Source organism: Prevotella vespertina, assembly GCF_009728485.1.
GTDB classification, from domain to species: Bacteria; Bacteroidota; Bacteroidia; order Bacteroidales; family Bacteroidaceae; genus Prevotella; species Prevotella vespertina.
In genome coordinates, this window is record NZ_VVIQ01000013.1 from 1 (window position 1) to 18135 (window position 18135).

General features: G+C 42.5%; 10 protein-coding genes. 7 read left to right on the forward strand and 3 right to left on the reverse strand.

Going from position 1 to position 18135, the window contains the following annotated elements; translation table 11 throughout:
* Window positions 1-1020: 1020 nt before the first annotated feature.
* From F0475_RS10120 to F0475_RS10130, 3 genes are all read right to left on the reverse strand, one after another.
* Window positions 1021-1116, reverse strand: a complete 96-nt coding sequence (locus tag F0475_RS10120) for a smalltalk protein (RefSeq protein ID WP_155716537.1) — start codon at window positions 1114-1116, stop codon at window positions 1021-1023.
* 64 nt (window positions 1117-1180) lie between these two features.
* Window positions 1181-1681: an HU family DNA-binding protein gene (locus F0475_RS10125; protein ID WP_155716538.1), complete on the reverse strand. Its 501-nt coding sequence runs from the start codon at window positions 1679-1681 to the stop codon at window positions 1181-1183.
* Window positions 1682-1794: 113 nt separating this feature from the next.
* Complete coding sequence (locus F0475_RS10130) at window positions 1795-2283, reverse strand: D-Ala-D-Ala carboxypeptidase family metallohydrolase (protein ID WP_155716539.1); 489 nt, start codon at window positions 2281-2283, stop codon at window positions 1795-1797.
* A gap of 533 nt (window positions 2284-2816) precedes the next feature.
* Here F0475_RS10130 and feoB point away from each other — a divergent pair.
* The 7 genes from feoB to F0475_RS10165 all read left to right on the forward strand — a co-directional run bounded on the left by feoB (window position 2817) and on the right by F0475_RS10165 (window position 16890).
* Entirely contained in the window at window positions 2817-5300 is a 2484-nt protein-coding gene (feoB, locus tag F0475_RS10135) for a ferrous iron transport protein B (RefSeq protein WP_155716540.1), read from the forward strand.
* A 1412-nt stretch (window positions 5301-6712) separates the two neighbouring features.
* Window positions 6713-10021, forward strand: a complete 3309-nt coding sequence (locus F0475_RS10140; protein WP_155716541.1) for a SusC/RagA family TonB-linked outer membrane protein — start codon at window positions 6713-6715, stop codon at window positions 10019-10021.
* 48 nt (window positions 10022-10069) lie between these two features.
* A complete protein-coding gene (locus tag F0475_RS10145) occupies window positions 10070-11758 on the forward strand; it encodes a RagB/SusD family nutrient uptake outer membrane protein (RefSeq protein ID WP_155716542.1) in 1689 nt (562 codons plus the stop codon).
* A 31-nt stretch (window positions 11759-11789) separates the two neighbouring features.
* Window positions 11790-12695 carry a zinc-binding metallopeptidase gene (locus F0475_RS10150; RefSeq protein WP_155716543.1) on the forward strand — a complete coding sequence of 302 codons (906 nt, stop codon included), beginning with the start codon at window positions 11790-11792 and terminating at the stop codon, window positions 12693-12695.
* A gap of 21 nt (window positions 12696-12716) precedes the next feature.
* The gene (locus F0475_RS10155) at window positions 12717-14231 is read left to right on the forward strand and encodes a DUF4302 domain-containing protein (protein ID WP_234422998.1); all 1515 of its coding nucleotides are present in this window, start codon (window positions 12717-12719) and stop codon (window positions 14229-14231) included.
* A 101-nt stretch (window positions 14232-14332) separates the two neighbouring features.
* Window positions 14333-15460 carry a BACON domain-containing protein gene (locus tag F0475_RS10160; RefSeq protein WP_155716545.1) on the forward strand — a complete coding sequence of 376 codons (1128 nt, stop codon included), beginning with the start codon at window positions 14333-14335 and terminating at the stop codon, window positions 15458-15460.
* Window positions 15461-15507: 47 nt separating this feature from the next.
* Window positions 15508-16890: an Ig-like domain-containing protein gene (locus F0475_RS10165; protein ID WP_155716546.1), complete on the forward strand. Its 1383-nt coding sequence runs from the start codon at window positions 15508-15510 to the stop codon at window positions 16888-16890.
* Window positions 16891-18135: the final 1245 nt, after the last annotated feature.

An 18135-nucleotide genomic window follows, 5' to 3' on the forward strand; every position in this document is an offset into this window, starting at 1 on the left:
CTATAGTTTCCCTATCCTGTAGGCTGGTTCTTCCTTTTGACAACAAAGGTAATGAATCAACCTTGCTTCCTAAAGGGGATTATACCCTGTTTAAGTTTCTTGCTGCAAACTTAGAGTCCTTCTGTCTAAAAAACCTGTTCTTCTGTCATAAAAACGGATTTTCAATGCCCTAGATATTCGTTTTCAATGCTCCAGCTGTGCGCTATCTTTAAACATAAACATTCTATTATATATTTATATAAACGGCGACAAAAAAGTGTAAAGTTTAATTATTTTCAATAAACTCCGTATCTGTCGCATTCTTACTCATGCTTGTTAGGGTATCAACTTACTAATCTGTCGCACATAACTACATGTCACTGATAACGTGAGAGTTGCACGTTTGGATTATTAAAGATAATCCATTTCATAAAAGAAGAAACCGAGCTTGAAAAGAGATAAATGTTCGCTATAATCGAGATAATGTAAACAAAAAGGAAAGAAAAGCACTACAAACTACTAATTTGTCGCCCTCTTCCTCCCTTTCTGTCGCCCTCTTTCAAAATAACCTCCCCTTTTGTCGCAAAGAGCCTACCAATTTGTCGCATGGAAGTTCCCCTTTGGTCGGTCGAAACTTACGTATTTGTCGGCTATTACCAGCGTAAGGCTTTAAGAATCAACACGATACATAGGCGTAATAAAGTCTACTAATTAGACTACTATTGACCATCTATCCCGAGACAATTTACGTTTTCTTGTGTAATTATTGATTGTCAATACAAAGACAATTTACGTTTTCTTGTGTTATTATTGATTGTCAATACAAAGTCAGTTTACCTTTTCTTGTGTAATTATCGATTGTCAATACAAAGCTAGGTTACGTTTTCTAGTGTTACTATCGACCATCTATTGCAAAATAGCTTACGTTTTTTTAGTGCGTATGCAACTCACTGGAGTAGGGGAGCAAGGTATTAGAAACGATACAGCCTGCGAACACCAGAGTACTGGTTGTCCGCAGGCTGCGTTATAGAAGTAGGCTAATTACCTACAAGACGTTACACCCAAAGTGGTGGCAATAGCGGTGATGATGGTCACAGCTAGTTGGAGAATTGTTCTCCATGTAGATGGTTTGATCATGATTATACGACTTTAATAATGAAAAAATTAGTACTTAACTCTCTTCTTGCCAATAGACATTCTATTATCCAGCAGATATTGGTCCATGTTCCTCAGAGCCCTCAGATGAAGCGGGATCGGAGCCTTTCTTGCCCCCTTTCTTCTTAGTGGAACCCTTATAAATAAGCGATTCCTGCACCTTTAAGCCCGTCAATAAGAGAGGTGTGCGACGTCGGTCTGCCCCAACGCTAACGGCTGGTGTGAAGATAACATGAGGTCGGGAGATGTGCTTTTGGACGTTAAAATCCTTGACATTCGTCACCCCTTGCGAGTGAATTCCTACTCGGAACGTACCCAAACTATCGAGTTTCACACGCTTACCCTCACGCAGTGCGTAGTTCATCTCGCCCACTAGTGCAGTGATGACAGCAATCACATCCGAGTGAGTCACCGTACAGGAATTGTTGATGCGATTGGCTAACTCCTTCATATCCACTAGTTCGGGAGAGAAGGCGCGGGCGTACCATGCACCCTTGTGCTTACTGTTTGTGCGGTTGTCTTGATACAAACGATACTTAATAGACATAGTTTTAATGATTTAAAAAGTGAATAATTAATGATGTAAATAACAAATGATTGAAAATGTAAATATATAAAGATATAATACTATAAAAGCGTACTTTTGATTCATTCGAAGCCTTATCTGTGATTGATAAACTTGTGTCGATTCACCCCAGAGCGTTTGTAACTGACGTGTATCCAACGCTTTACAGGTTGGTTGACAGGTTCCAGAATGATTTGATCAAAGTTCGTTTTGAGCAACACACGGATATATTTATCCCTTATTTCGGGCGTTGTGAAATGTATATCAGCAGCCTCCCCTCGCAGGTGTTGTGAGTTAGCTACGCCTCCAACAGCCGCGTTGAGTTGTTGACAGCGGTATCCGCTCGTGATAATCACTCGTCCTACTTGTTGTCTGAGAGGTTCTAACACATTCACAGCCAATGCCTTTAAGTTCTCTATGACATCGTCATACGAAGGTTCAAAAGGCGATGGATTCTTCCCCGGCATATTATCAATATTTAATTGAATAGCCGTTCCCGATCGCAACATCTCACCGAGTGTGAAGTGGGGAGAAAGGCGTTGCTCGAGGTCAACGGGGGTTGGATTTCGATTCTTTACATTCATGTACTTATATATTTATATTATAACTTGTTTATGTGAACAGATACTTTCTGAACACATTGCAAAGGTACAATTCAAAGCGAGGGAAAGCAAGTAAGAGCTACATAGGGATGTTAGTAGAGTTATTGGAGGGTGTTAGGTGGATTGAAGGAAACGCCCTTCTTGCTTGAAAGAGAGCCTCTCTTGGCATGAAGGAAACGCCCTTTTAGGGGGGAAGAAAGCGTCTCTTTCTAACGCCATCAGCACCGCCTCCTTTCTTCCCTGCCTATTCGAGGAGGAAAGAGAGCCTATCGGCAGTTCTTCACGATAGGGCTGATTTGGATGAAAGGAATCTGTCAAATAAATACCATGACATCGTGTTATTTCGTCTGAATAGATACCTACTAGTAGGTATTTACTACTTAGAAGCGCCAATAACCAGCGTCTTATCAGTTTTTTTCACTACCTTTGCATATTGTGTTAGGAGCGTTAGAAGGAGAACGAATACGTATTACTTTTGATGCACCTAATCGAACAATGCAAATAAAGGAATAGATATGAAACTATCATCATTACAAACGGGTGAGGTCGGAATCATCGTTAAGGTGTCCGGACATGGCGGTTTCCGTAAGCGCATAATAGAGATGGGCTTTATCGAAGGAAAGCAAGTGGAGGTGCTTTTGAATGCGCCACTTCGTGACCCAGTGAAGTATAAGATTATGGGATATGAGGTCAGTTTGCGACATAGCGAGGCTGACCAAATAGAGGTTGTGCACCTTGATGAGGTGCAAAAAGGCGATTCCCAGGACAAGAAACAGAACCTGAATACGGCTACAATGGCGGATCCGCATGATAAAGAAGACCATGCCTTGATGCCTTCGGAACCATCGGAAGAGTCGAAACGACGCGCTAAGACTATCAATGTAGCACTCGTTGGCAACCCTAACTGTGGGAAGACTTCCTTGTTCAACTTCGCTTCTGGAGCGCATGAAAGGGTGGGTAACTACTCCGGAGTGACCGTAGATGCGAAGGTGGGACGTGCTGAGTATGAAGGATATGAGTTCCATCTTGTCGACTTACCAGGCACTTATAGCCTGTCAGCATATAGTCCTGAGGAGCTATATGTGCGTAAACAGTTGGTCGAGGAGACGCCCGATATCGTCATCAACGTCATCGATGCGTCCAATTTGGAGCGTAACCTTTACCTCACCACACAGCTCATTGACATGCACGTGCGCATGGTCTGCGCCTTAAATATGTATGATGAGACCGAAGAAAGGGGCGACCATATTGATTACGAGAAGTTATCTGAACTCTTCGGAACGCCTATGGTGCCCACAGTCTTTACCTCTGGACGTGGTGTGAAAGAGCTTTTTCATCAGGTGATAGCCGTCTATGAGGGCAAAGAAGATGAGAGTTTACAGTTCAGACACATCCATATTAACCACGGACATGAGATAGAACAGGGTATAAGAGATATTCAGGAACATTTGAAGAACTACCCTGATTTGCGTCAGCAATACTCTACCCGCTATCTAGCTATCAAACTCCTTGAAGGCGATAAGGATGTGGAACGACTCATCCAACCGCTTGGCGATTCCCTAGAAATATTCCAGCACCGTGACAGAGCAGCGCAACGTGTGAACGAAGAAACGCACAACGATTGCGAAACAGCCATCATGGACGCTAAATACGGGTTCATTCATGGAGCTTTGGAGGAGTCGGGTTATACCACAGGAGATAAGAAAGACACCTATCACACAACCCATCTCATCGACAAGATACTAACGAATAAGTACTTAGGGTTCCCTATCTTCTTCTTAATCTTGCTCTTGATGTTCACCGCAACATTCGTTATTGGACAGTACCCAATGGACTGGATCGATGCAGGAGTAGCCTGGTTAGGCGACTTCATCAGCCAGAATATGCCTGACGGACCTGTTAAAGCGATGTTAGTAGAAGGAGTTATCGGTGGAGTTGGGGCTGTTATCGTGTTCTTACCACAGATTCTTATCCTCTACTTCTTCATCTCTTACATGGAAGATAGCGGTTACATGGCACGCGCGGCATTCATTATGGACCGCTTAATGCATAAGATGGGGCTGCATGGAAAGTCCTTCATTCCATTGATTATGGGCTTTGGCTGTAACGTACCAGCGGTGATGTCTACCCGAACCATTGAGAGTCAGCGCAGTAGACTCATAACAATGTTAATCCTTCCATTGATGAGTTGTTCGGCAAGACTACCTATTTATGTTATGATAACAGGTTCGTTCTTTGCCCTTAAATATCGGTCATTAGCTATGCTGTCACTCTATGTCATCGGTGTGTTAATGGCTATTGTAATGAGTCGATTGTTCTCTGCCTTCGTTGTAAAAGGCGAAGATACGCCCTTCGTGATGGAGCTTCCTCCTTATCGATTCCCTACTTGGAAGGCGATTGGAAGGCATACTTGGGAGAAGGGAAAGCAGTATTTGAAGAAGATGGGAGGCATTATCTTGGTCGCATCCATCATCGTTTGGGCACTCGGTTACTTCCCTCATACGGATGATCCGAGCGTTTCCAATCAGCAACAACAGGAGCAGAGTTACATCGGAAGAGTAGGTCGTGCGGTCGAACCAGTGTTCCGTCCGATGGGATTCAACTGGAAGTTAGATGTCGGACTGTTGGCTGGTGTGGGTGCAAAAGAGATTGTTGCCTCCACGATGGGAGTGCTTTATTCTAACGACGATAGCTTTAAGGACGATAGTAACTTCAGTTCCGAATCAGGGAAGTATGTGAAGTTACACGAACTGATAACGCAAGATGTAGCGCAATTACATGGTATTTCTTATGAGAAAGCACAGCCAATAGCAACGCTGACAGCCTTCTGCTTCCTCCTTTTTGTGCTGCTTTATTTCCCTTGCATAGCCACGATTGCAGCGATAAAAGGCGAGACGGGCAGTTGGGGATGGGCTCTTTTCGCAGCCAGTTACACCACAGCTCTGGCGTGGGTGGTCAGTGCGGTGGTCTTCCAAATAGGCTGTTTATTTATAGGATAAGGTATAGAAAAGAACCTTGCAAGCTCTTAGAAATAAAAAAGCTAGTTGTCTTAGGAATCTTAAGGCAACTAGCTTTTCTCTTTTCTCGAGTGTTACTAACCTCACAATATCGCCCCAATTCCTTTTGACAACCAGCTTTCCCGAATTCCTTTGAAACCCTGGTAGCACCAGAGGTAATCATCCTTCTGTTTTTGAGAATACACCTAATAATATAAATCAAATTGCACTTCAACGTTCTTCATAAGCCCTATAAAAAAAAGAAAACGGCAGAGCTTCCGCTCTTCCGTTACCTCCGAATAACCATCGTCTCACGACGTTGATGTTTCTACAATCTTTACCTAAAATATAACTAAAAACCTAAATCTATTACTAACCTAAACAAATCTTCTTATTCAAATTGTAATCCTGAGCAATCTTATGTACCTACAAAGATACTAAGACCTCATTGGTAATTAGATACGTATTGTATCTTGATTACGATGCAAAGGTACACCCTTTTTTTGAAGTGACAAACGTTTCGAGGGTTATTTTTCATCGACTGTGATGTTTCTTGATGTATATCAATTATAAAGCGTAATATTATCTATTCTTATTATTAAAGGTTATAAGAAAAGGTGAGAAAGATGTGTTCTGATAGTAAGGGGAAGCCTCACCCCCAACCCAACTACAGCCTCACCCCCGTCCCCTCTCCGAATGGAGAGGGGAGTGAAGACTGCTAGTAGGATGGGAGAGGATGATTAGTGGGAATAGAGGTAATCATATTCTAAAATTAAAGGAACGCCCTTCTAGATTGCAGAAGGGCGTTTCTTCGTTATGAAAAGAGCCTTTCTTCAATTTGACAAGACGCCCCCTTTATTTGCAAACAATAGTTTTCACTCCCCTCTCCATTCGGAGAGGGGATGGGGGAGAGGCTTTCCTTCATCTGCAAACAATGGTTTTCACGCCCCTCTCCATTCGGAGAGGGGACGGGGGTGAGGCTGTAGATAGGCTGTGGATAGGCTTTAGTTAGTTCGTAGTGCAGTCCCTCTTTGATAATAACAAAGTGTTAATTAATGCGTGTTTTATTTACATTTTTTATATTGTAAGCACCTTTTTCGCTGTATAAAATATGTATTTTTAGATTATAAATAATGATACTTACAACAAAATAAAGGCTGAATTGTAATTTTTTATATCAATTACTTGCTTTTTTTCTATTTATTCTCTAAATTTGTCATCGAGCCTACTTGCAATGCACGTAAGGTTCTAAACTATAATAATTATCAACTAATAACATTTGAAGAAGGCGAAAGCCATAAACGAAGAGACTTAATTCTATACTTAAAATAACTATGCGAAGCGTTACTGCTGAGCGACGTTTTTAATAGTATAATATCACTATTTTCAATTCAGTTAAATCAAAAACGAGATCTATGGAGAAAAGATTAGCACTATTCTTGTTTGCTCTCTTGCTGTCAATTGGTACAGCTTTCGGCCAAACAAAGATTACTGGTACTGTTATTTCTCAGGACGATGGTGATCCCATCATAGGTGCTTCTGTTATGATACAAGGCACGACGATGGGTACAGTTACCGACATTGATGGTAAGTTCTCACTTGATGTTCCTGCAGGAAAGAAGCTTGTCGTGAGTTACATTGGTATGGCAACCCAAACCTTAAGTCCTAAGGCTGGAATGGTGGTAACGCTTACTAATGACAATCACACACTAAATGAAGTGGTCGTAACTGGTATGACCCAACAGGACAAGAGATTGTTCTCTGGTGCGGCAACAAAGCTTGATGCCTCTAAAACGAAGATTGATGGTATGGCGGATGTGAGCCGTTCTTTGGAAGGTAAAGCCGCTGGTGTGAGTGTTCAGAACGTATCAGGAACCTTTGGTACAGCACCTAAGATTCGTGTGCGTGGTGCTACTTCTATCTTCGGATCATCAAAGCCTCTATGGGTGGTAGATGGTGTCATCATGGAAGATGTGGTCGATGTATCAGCTGACCAACTCTCTTCAGGTGATGCTAACACCCTTATCTCTTCTGCTATTGCAGGTTTGAACTCTGACGATATAGAGAGTTTTCAGATCCTGAAGGACGGTTCTGCCACCTCTATATATGGTGCGCGCGCGATGGCGGGTGTGATTGTTGTAACGACAAAGAAGGGTCGTGCAGGTCAAGCACACATCAATTACACTGGAGAATACACCTTGCGACTGAAGCCAAGTTACCGCAATTTCAACATAATGAACTCTCAGGACCAGATGGCGATCTATCAGGAATTGCAGCAAAAGGGCTATCTTAACTATGCAGAGACGGCTAATGCAGCCAATAGCGGTATCTACGGAAAGATGTATCAACTGATAACTCAATACGACCCAGATAAGGGGCAGTTCGGACTTCCTAATACCCCAGAAGCTAAACTGGCGTATCTTCGTGATGCAGAGTACCGCAATACGAACTGGTTTGACGAACTCTTCTCTAATGCCATCATGCACAATCACTCTGTAAGTGTGTCTGGTGGTACGGATAAGAGCCAATACTATGGTTCTTTATCAGCTATGTTTGACCCAGGATGGACGCTCGATAGCAAGGTTCAACGCTATACCGCAAACCTCAATTTCACGCATAATATAAGTAAGAAGCTCTCTGTCAATCTCATTGGCAACGCCTCTTATCGTAAGCAAAAAGCACCAGGAACATTGAGTTCAGATACTGATCCTGTGACAGGAACAGTAAAGCGTGACTTCGATATCAACCCTTATTCTTATGCGCTGAATACATCTCGTGCATTGGATGCACATACCTTCTACACACGTAGTTATGCTCCTTTCAATATCTTCAGTGAGTTGAATAATAACTATATCGACCTTGCTGTGCACGATTTCCGTATATCGGGAAGCATTGATTATAAGCCTACTTCTAAGTTGAAGTTTACTTTCTTGGCTGCTGTAAAGTCGGCTGCTACATCGCAGGAGCATAATATCCTTGATAATTCAAATCAAGCTCTTGCTTATCGTGAGATGGGTACATCAACTATTCGCAAGGCGAACCCATTCTTGTACAAAGACCCTGATCATATCTACGACTTGCCTATCACGGTTCTTCCTTATGGTGGTATCTATGAGAGAACAGATAATAGCTCGTTCGGTTGGGACACCCGTCTCTCCTTCTCTTATAATGATGTATTTGCAGAGAAGCACATCGTTAACGTTTATGGTGGTATGGAAACAAACTATACAAACCGCCATTCAATATGGTTCCGTGGCTGGGGTATGCAGTATTCAAAAGGCGAGATTCCTCTCTACGCATACCAAGTCTTCAAGAAAGGACAGGAGGAGAAGTCGGATTACTTCTGGATGACTAACACCCATTATCGTAGTGCTGCTTTCTTCGGAACTGCCACTTACTCTTTTGCACATCGCTATCAGGTAACTGGTACGGTACGCTATGAAGGAACCAACTACTTAGGTAAGGCGCGTTCTGCCCGTTGGCTTCCTACATGGAACATATCAACCGCTTGGAATGCACATGAGGAGAGTTGGTTTGCCAATACATTTAAGGATGCACTCACACATGCCACTTTGCGCTTGAGTTACTCACTAACGGGTGACCGTCCAAATGTAACCAATGCGTTGCCAATCTATCGTAGTTCAACCCCTTGGCGTCCATTTGCTAGCTTGTCAGAAACGGGTATGAGCATGACAATGGGTAACTCTGATCTTACTTACGAGAAGAAGCATGAGTTCAACATCGGTGCTGACTTAGGTTTCTTGAGCAATCGCATTAACTTCAGTATAGATGCTTACTGGCGTAATAACTATGACCTCATCGGTTACTTCAATAGCCAGTTATATGGTGAGTTCTTGCGTGCGAACGTTGCTTCTATGCGTTCACATGGTTTGGAGTTCACACTTTCTACACAGAATATTAAGCATAAGAACTTCTCTTGGAACAGTGACTTTATCTTCTCACATACCAAGAATAAGATTACTGACCTTTACTCTCCAGCACGTATCTTAGACCTTGTGCAGGGTACAGGTTTCCCACTCGTGGGTTATCCAGTACGCTCAATGTTCTCTATTCCGTTCCGTGGTTTGAATAAAGAAGGACTCCCAACGTTCCTCGATCAGAATGGTAATATTACCACAACAGGCATCTACTTCCAGGAACGCGACAAAGAGAAGACTAAGTTCCTCAAGTATGAAGGACCTATCGATCCTACATTTACGGGTTCTTTGGGTAACTCCTTCCGTTACAAGAACTTCTCTTTAAATGTGTTCGTTACTTATTCCTTCGGTAATGTAATTCGTTTGGATGATGTCTTCAGCAATGAGTATGACGACCTAACATCCATGACTAAGGAGTTCCGCAACCGATGGGTTGTACCCGGAAATGAGAAGGTTACGAATGTTCCTGTTATAGCTTCTCGCCGTCAGAACTTCAATGATTCTAATCTAAAGTATGCTTACAGCGCATATAACTATTCGGATGTTCGTGTGGCAAAGGGCGACTTCATTCGTATGAAAGAGATCTCTTTGGGTTACGACTTCCCTAAGTCTATCGTGAAGATATTGGGTGTTAACACACTAGCAATGAAACTTCAGGCAACCAATCTCTTCTTGATTTATGCTGATAAGAAGCTCAACGGACAGGATCCGGAGTTCTTCAATACTGGTGGTGTGGCTGTTCCTACACCAAAGCAGTTTACTTTGACGCTGAGATTAGGACTTTAAGAGAGACAATAAGAAACTGTATTCTCATAATAGTTAGATATTTACAATATGAAAAAGAAATATATTTTCCTATCGGTTCTGGCTACAGCTGTATCTGTAACTACGCTTTCTTCTTGCGATGACTACCTTGATACAATGCCAGATAATCGTACTGTTCTTGACACGGAGGATAAGATGTCAGATCTTCTGACAAGTTCCTATCCTTCTAACGAATATGCTCTTGTGAACGAACTGATGTCGGATAATGCCGATTACTATGGTGCAGAGAATCCTAATGGAGGTCGTTTGGGTGACCAGATATACTTCTGGAAGGATGTTACCGAGTCTTCGAATGAGGCGCCTTCACGCCTTTGGTCGTCATGTTATAATTGTATCGCCAATGCGAATCAGGTGCTCGAATCACTCAAAGAGTATAAGTTCTCGGATGAAAAGGCACAACAGCTGAAGGCGGAAGCATTGCTCTGTAGGGCTTATGCACACTTTATCTTGGTCAATGAATTTGGTCTTGCTTACAATACAAAGACGAGTACAAAAGATTTAGGAGTGCCTTTGTCAACGAAAGTGGAGAAGATTACTGCTAAGCACGAACGTGCTTCTGTAGCTGCAGTCTACGAACAGATTGATAAGGACTTACAGGAGGCTCTACCATTGGTAGGCGATAACTATAAGGTGCCTAAGTATCACTTTAACGTGAAAGCAGCCTATGCTTTTGCCACTCGATTCTATCTCTTCTATGAGAAATGGGATGAGGCTATCAAGTATGCCGACCTCTGTTTGGGTGGTCAGCGTGGTCCGCTGCGTGACTGGTCAGTACTTGGAAGTATGGCAGATGATAATGATGCATTGATCAATCATTATATCAGTGCGGACCTAGGATGTAACCTTATGTTCTCCGACTTCTACTCTTCTTCAGGTATCTACCTCGGCGCATACGTTGTTTACAAGCGCTATTCTCATGGTCGATACCTTGGTGCCAACGAGGACATCTTGGCTAACAATGTATGGGGATCAGGCGGTTATTACAAGCGACCACTTAATATGGCGGGTGCGAACTTCGATATTTGTCTCTTTAACAAGATGGCTTATAAGTTCCAATATACCGACCCTGTGGCACAGACGGGATTCCGTCGTCTGACCTTGCCATTGTTTACTACGGATGAAGTCTTGCTTAGTAGAGCAGAGGCACTCATAATGAAGAAACAGTATGACAAGGCTTGCGAAGATCTCAACGCATGGATGCACAACATCGTAAAAACCACTGTTACGTTGACTCCAACACTGATTCAAAACTTCTATAACAGCGTGAATTACTGTTATGATGACGTTGATCACTTGCAGTCAACAGTAAAGAAACACCTCCACCCAGCCTTTGATATCGACGCAGAAGGCTCTGTACAGGAAACGATGTTACAATGTGTATTGGGCTTCCGACGCATTGAGACTGTACAAGAAGGTAAGCGTTGGTGGGACATCAAACGCTATGGTATTGAGATTCCACGCCGTGAAATGGATGCCAGCGGTCAGCCAAGTAAGGTCCTGGATGTGCTGAAGAAAGACGATCCACGTCGTGCCGTTCAGATTCCTCTACCGCAGCGTAACGCCGGAGTACAGCCTAACCCACGTAATGGGGAGAGCTCAACAGTGGTGGCACCAGCTGGTCCTTTGGACAAATTCCTCAATAATGTTACCTCGGATGTGGACTTCTCTAACAAGCTCATAAGGGCTCCGAAGAATTGATAATGTTGGTTATTTAAATAAGACATAAGTTATGAACAAATACTTTATATATAGCTTATTGCTGGCGATGGCAGGTATGACCTTCACTGCTTGTAGTGAGGATAAACTGGACAGCACCAGTGTTATTCAGCCTGATGAAACCGGCAACAGCGAGTTTGACAAGTGGTTGGATGCCAATTTCGTAGCACCTTATAATATTGAGTTCCTCTATCGTTACAAGGATAACGAGACAGATATGAACTATTTCAACATACCTGCAAAGGTGGAAGATGCAGTCAAATTGGCACACATCGTGAAGTATTCTTGCTTGGAGGCTTACGATCAAGTGGCAGGCGTGAACTTCACTCGTGCTTACTTCCCAAAGATGTTCTATGCTGTTGGTGACTTCGAGTTTAAGAACAATGGAACGATGATCTTGGGTACTGCCGAGGGTGGAAAGAAAATCTTTCTGGCTGGTACTAATCATCTAGATAAGTTCTTGACGAGTAGAGAAGAGCTCAACACCTATTATTTGAAGACGATTCATCATGAGTTCACACACATCATGAATCAGACAAAGGACTATCCTGCAAACTTCAAACTCATCACGGGTGATGGGTACGTGTCCGATGCTTGGAGTCAAGCTCCGTATGGAGGAAGGCCTTATTACCTAAAGCATGGCTTCATCTCAGCCTATGCGCAGCATTCACATGTGGAGGACTTCGCAGAGATGTTATCTATCTATATCACTAATCCAAAGTCCCAATGGGATGCGTGGATGACGGAGGCTGGAACCGACGGAGCTAAGCTCATCCAACAGAAACTGGACATTGTTCGCTCTTACATGAAGACACAATGGAAGATAGATCTTGATAAGTTGCGTGAGACAGTGCTCCAACGTGAGGATGATATTGTGGCTGGCAGAGTTAATCTGACCGACCTTACCGTCAATAATTAATAAGTATTGAAGATTATGAAGATGAATAAGTTATTAGCATATTTATTCCTCCTTCTTCCCGCATTGACGCTTCAGTCATGTTTGAAGAATCAAGAGGATGTGTTTCCTGAGTCGTCTGCTGCACAGATGAAGGACTATCTCGACAAGACAAAGGATGTGTTAGCAAGTTCAGAGAAGGGATGGGTTCTCGATATGTACCCCGATAAGACAAGGAAGTACGGAGGCTTTGCTTTTGTATTGAAGTTTGATGCGGATAAGGCAACCGTTGGTAGTGAATTATCTCCCAACCCCTCCAATCTAATCACATCTCTATATAAGACCACCGCTGATGATGGTCCTGTGCTGACGTTCGATACGTATAATGCATGGATGCACAAGCTTGCTACACCTAGTTCTGAGCAGACTACGGCACTTGGTGGAGACTTCGAATTTGTCATCGATAGCATTGGTAGTGATTTAATCGTGGTACACGGAAAGCGCAATCAGAATGTGATGTACTTCCGTAAGTTGACAGATCAGACCATGACGGAGTATCTCACAGCTGTTAAAAAGATGAAGTCTACCTTCAAGATGTCCGAAGGCAAGGGTAGAGTTGGGGACAAGAAGGTTGTGATGAAGTTCTCTAATCACAGGTTAAACTTGTCAGTTGGCGATAAAGAAGTGGCTAGCAAGGTTGCTTACACACTTACTGATAAGGGCATCCGGTTCTATAGTCCATTGGATTTCAATGGTGTGAAGGTTAGCGAAATGACCTTTGATGCAGAGGGAAACAAGCTCACTGCAAAGGAAGACGCCAATATCGTGCTATATGGCTTCACCCCTCAACTATCCAAGAACGACGATGCTTTCGAGAGAGAACTCTATGTTGGCGAGGACATTCAGTCGGTTACTACCTCTGAAGGCTCTGAATGGCTGACAGTTACAAAGACGTCTAATGGTGTTAAGGTATCGGCTCCTGCCAATACATCTGGGCATATCAACAAGGCAGTTATCAAGGTGAAGACAGCTGATGGAGAGTCTACTATCACTGTCACACAAGCTGACTTTGATAAGGATGTAGCGGGTAATTACACCTTATACTTCAATGATTACTATGATGCCGCACAAACTACTCCAGCTACAATAAGCCGTGAGACAGATGGAAAGATACTCATGAAGTGGACGACCAGCAACGTTCCTGTTACCATAGAGTTGACTTGGAATTCCGAGAAACTTGCTCTGGACATGGAAAGTAGACAGCTAATGGGAAAGTCATTGATGTCTAGTGGCGATACATGGTACTTCTACAACATCTTCTTCTATGAGGGCAATCAATGGTCAGGGTACAATGGTAAATTCACTTGTAGCTTCCCATTGAGTTATACCAAGAATGCTGCAGGCACCTACGAAACCTCTGGCGCTCTCACAGGAAAGTCTTCTTTAGGTGGTGCCGTAGAAGCTCTTTGGATGAGCGCATTCAAAGGTGAGGGTACAGATGCAGGTAATTACCTCGGCAGCTACGAGTCGTTTAAGAAGTTGAAGATAGTTAAGAACTAGATAAAAGTTCACATTTAATATTCTCGGTGTAGCCTTGCTGTTGGAACGGAAGAATGCTCTTAGCAGTTAGGATACACCGATTTTTTAATAAGATATATGTGATGAAGAAGTTATATTCGATGTTTATGCTGCTAACCACCCTATTTGTTGTGGTTGCATGTAGCGATGATACAGAGAATCCTTACGTGATGGAATCTCAAGTACAAGTAGTGAAAGCAAATGTTCTCTTCGGTGCTAAAGGTGGCGAAGGGAGTGTAGAAGTGACGGCACCAGGTGTTATCTCTGCTACTCTGAATAGTTCCTGGGCGGTTGCAACGGTTGAAGGAAAGACCGTAAAGGTCGTTGCACAGCCTAATGAGAGTGGCAATGGGCGTTCTGCGAAACTTACTATTAAGAGTGGAAAAGACTCTACACAGCTTACAGTTCAGCAGACTGGGCTAGTCTTTTCATTGCAGGCTGAGCCTTCTTATATTGTTAATGACCAAGCAGGAGAGAAGCAATTTGCCCTAGAACACACCAATGATATAAACATAACTACGACTGCTGAATGGCTTACAGCAAGTTATGATGATGATAAATTCATAGTGAAATATACACAAAATACCACTGGGCGTGTTCGAACAGCTAAGATTAATTACAGCAGTGGGAATGTTAGTAATTCCATCGTAGTGACCCAAGGCGCTTTAGCAGATATCATTGATAAGTCTTACTTATTGGTTGGAACTTACAATGCTAATGGTCAGCAACGTGGTATAGAGTTCCCTGCAAACTTTGTGCAAGAGTCTGGTAAGCTATTCCTGCATATTAGCAGTACTAGTGCAGGCTTCGATTGGAAGATTCCAGTGACCTTTGATGAGGCAAACCTAAAGCTCTCTTTAAAGTCTATTGATAATGTGGGAACTTTTACAGGTGATATTAAAGGAGATGGAACAAGTATGACGGCGAATGTCTTCCTATTGATGTATAGTACAAAGGTAGGCGGTAAATCTATTGTAAGTAATGATAGTGGAGTCTTCTCGGGTAGCTTCTTTACGACAAAGACAGGTGAGATGAATTGCAATCTTGATGGTAATGTCGTGAATGGTAACCGCCTTAATTCCCTAATCTTTGCGGCAGCTACGGGTGCAACCTTTAGTACAGAGACTTTTGTAGGGTCGCTTCTTTCGATGGACGAACCCTTCTTACGTGAGGTAGTGACAGCCGCTACGAGGGCAAAAACGAGGTTTTAAAACCTTATGTTTGCGCTTACATTATTAACAAAATACACCAACTTATTATGAAGAAGAGATTATTATATGCAGCATTTGCTACATTGTTTATTTTCTTACTCACAGCTTGTCGTGATAAAGAAGATGTTATTTTGACGTTGAAACCTCAATTGAATCCAAGTGAACTTACGCTTACTGTAGGGGATAAAGCGACAGTGACACTTACAGGTGTACCTCAAGACGTGGAAGTCTTTTGGATAACTGGTGCCGATAATATAGCTTCTCCCGTCAATCGTACGCATGATAAGACAGATGTCCAGGCTGTAGGTGTTGGCAAGACGAATATTATTGCAGTTGTTAAAAGTAAGGGAGAGCGCCTCGAACTGAAGTGTCCTGTTACCGTAAATCAAAACCCTAACAAGCAACCCATTGCCTTTGAGGATGCTAACTTGAAGCGTCAACTCCTTGCAATGCAGCCTTCTATTGATAAAGATAATGATGGAGAAATAACCCCAGAAGAGGCAAAAGCGGTTACAGATATTGATTTCCATTTCGATAGTAAGGGTGATGCTCTCCCCGATAAGGTTATCAAGAGCGTTGTAGGATTGGAGCAATTCACGAATTTAAGAGCACTGAATTTGAAGAATCAAGATATTACCAACGCTGCTTCTATTGAGAAGTTAGCCAGTTTGGAGACGCTCAACTTATGTGGTAATAACATCACAAAGCTAGATGTATCATTGATGACTAATCTTAAAGACTTGCGTCTTTATGATACAGAACTCACTGCCCTTGACCTCTCTAAGAATATTAACTTGGAACAACTCTACATCCAGCGAACCAATATAAGTAGCCTTGATATTAGCCAACTAAAGAAGTTACAGCTTCTTATGGCTAATGGTGCAGCCCTTACGGAACTTACTGCTGTAGATTTACCAGCCCTTGAGCAGATTCAAGTCACTAAGAATAACATCAGGAAGATGACCATTCGTAATCTTCCAGCACTACAACAGTTGCATGCTAATAGCAATGTTTTGAAGGAGATAACACTTGAGAATCTACCAGTGTTACAGCGTCTTAACCTTTATGATAATGCTCTTGAGTCGCTTACACTGGACCTTCCTAAGTTGATGTTCCTATTTGTTTATGACAATCAACTTAAGCAGCTTGATACATCGCACTTGCCAATGCTCTTCCAGATAAGCGTATCTAACAATCCAATTAAGAAACTTGACTTATCTTCTAATCCTATTGTTCGCAACATAGAAGCCGAGAATATGTCTGCGATGACAGAGCTAAATCTAAAGAACAATGGCGACTTTGACGAAGATTACGAGTATCTTATTATAGATGGAAACAAGTCTTTAAAGACGATATATGTGGATGCGGGGAGTGAAGCAACAGCCGTGAAGCAACTTGTTGGGTCAAAGGCTATCAATGTTGTTGAGTAATAGTTAGGTACAAAAAGGTGGTTGATAAGAGAGGAATAGAGATGTATCTCGACTCTTATCAATGCTGAAGTAGTATCTTCATATAGAATTTTCATAGTTAAAAGAAAGTCTTTTAAATGACTTTAGTGAGCCTTGCGGACAGTGATGTTAGCAAGGCTCTTATATTATGTTAGATACGTGAAGTAGGTTTGCTTATCCTTGTTTGCATTGTGAAAGGGGATGTTGAGAAGGTGATGATATGAAACTTATCCTATCTTCTTCAGCGTTAACAATACTTTTGTTCTTATGTTCTTTTGTCTTAAAAAAAATGTTCTTTCGTCCCTAATATCTGTCATTTAATAAACAAGCGGATTGTGTCCTTCTCACAAGGAAGGGCTGTCTTTGCAAACTACTGACTATCAGTGAGATTACGAGGGGAGGGTTAGGTGAAAGTGAGGAGCAGGTAAAAAATGTTTAAAAAATAGCCTTTTAAGATGTTATCACTTGCTTTTTACAATTATTTTACCTATCTTTGTCCATGTCATTTAACGATGTGTGAACATTGAATTTACTAATTAATCTAATTAACGGAGGTAATTAAAATGAAAGAAACTAAGACCTTGGATTTCTTCGATGACTATGACTTCGAGAATCAGAATAATCAGGAGACCGCCAGTGCAAAGCATTTACTCGGTGGTGAGATATGGTACAATTAGCGTAAGATAATAGTAGTTTTTATTATTAAACGAATACTTTAGTAATGTTGCAACCCCGAGAGTTCTATAAAAGAGAGCTCTCGGGGTTCTTCTTTTGATGGGTTGCTTGATGGGGAGGAGAAGCCGAACCTCCGTCCAACTACAGCCTCACCCCCGTCCCCTCTCCGAATGGAGAGGGGAGTGAATACTGCTGTTTGCAAGTGAAGGAAAGCCTCCCCAAGCCCCTCCGAAGGAGGGGATGTGTTCCCCCAAAGTACTTCTTTCTATCTAAAAGAGCCTCTCTTTCATGTGAAAAGGGCGTTTCTTCGTTATGAAGAGAGCCTTTCTTCACACCAACGAAACGCCCCCTTTATTTGCAAACAATGGTTTTCACTCCCCTCTCCATTACTTCCCTTCGGTCAGTGACCGCTGGTTCGGAGAGGGGGAGAGGCTTTCCTTTATCTACAAACAATGGTTTTCACTCCCCTCTCCATTCGGAGAGGGGTTGGGGGAGAGGCTGTAGTTGGGTTGGGGGAGAGGCTTTCCTTTATTTGCAAACGCAACTGTTTTA

Bases quoted from the DNA above. Each gene is read 5' to 3' on its own strand.
- F0475_RS10120 (WP_155716537.1), bottom strand. From the start codon at position 1,116: ATGATCAAACCATCTACATGGAGAACAATTCTCCAACTAGCTGTGACC.
- F0475_RS10125 (WP_155716538.1), bottom strand. From the start codon at position 1,681: ATGTCTATTAAGTATCGTTTGTATCAAGACAACCGCACAAACAGTAAG.
- F0475_RS10130 (WP_155716539.1), bottom strand. From the start codon at position 2,283: ATGAATGTAAAGAATCGAAATCCAACCCCCGTTGACCTCGAGCAACGC.
- feoB (WP_155716540.1), top strand. From the start codon at position 2,817: ATGAAACTATCATCATTACAAACGGGTGAGGTCGGAATCATCGTTAAG.
- F0475_RS10140 (WP_155716541.1), top strand. From the start codon at position 6,713: ATGGAGAAAAGATTAGCACTATTCTTGTTTGCTCTCTTGCTGTCAATT.
- F0475_RS10145 (WP_155716542.1), top strand. From the start codon at position 10,070: ATGAAAAAGAAATATATTTTCCTATCGGTTCTGGCTACAGCTGTATCT.
- F0475_RS10150 (WP_155716543.1), top strand. From the start codon at position 11,790: ATGAACAAATACTTTATATATAGCTTATTGCTGGCGATGGCAGGTATG.
- F0475_RS10155 (WP_234422998.1), top strand. From the start codon at position 12,717: ATGAATAAGTTATTAGCATATTTATTCCTCCTTCTTCCCGCATTGACG.
- F0475_RS10160 (WP_155716545.1), top strand. From the start codon at position 14,333: ATGAAGAAGTTATATTCGATGTTTATGCTGCTAACCACCCTATTTGTT.
- F0475_RS10165 (WP_155716546.1), top strand. From the start codon at position 15,508: ATGAAGAAGAGATTATTATATGCAGCATTTGCTACATTGTTTATTTTC.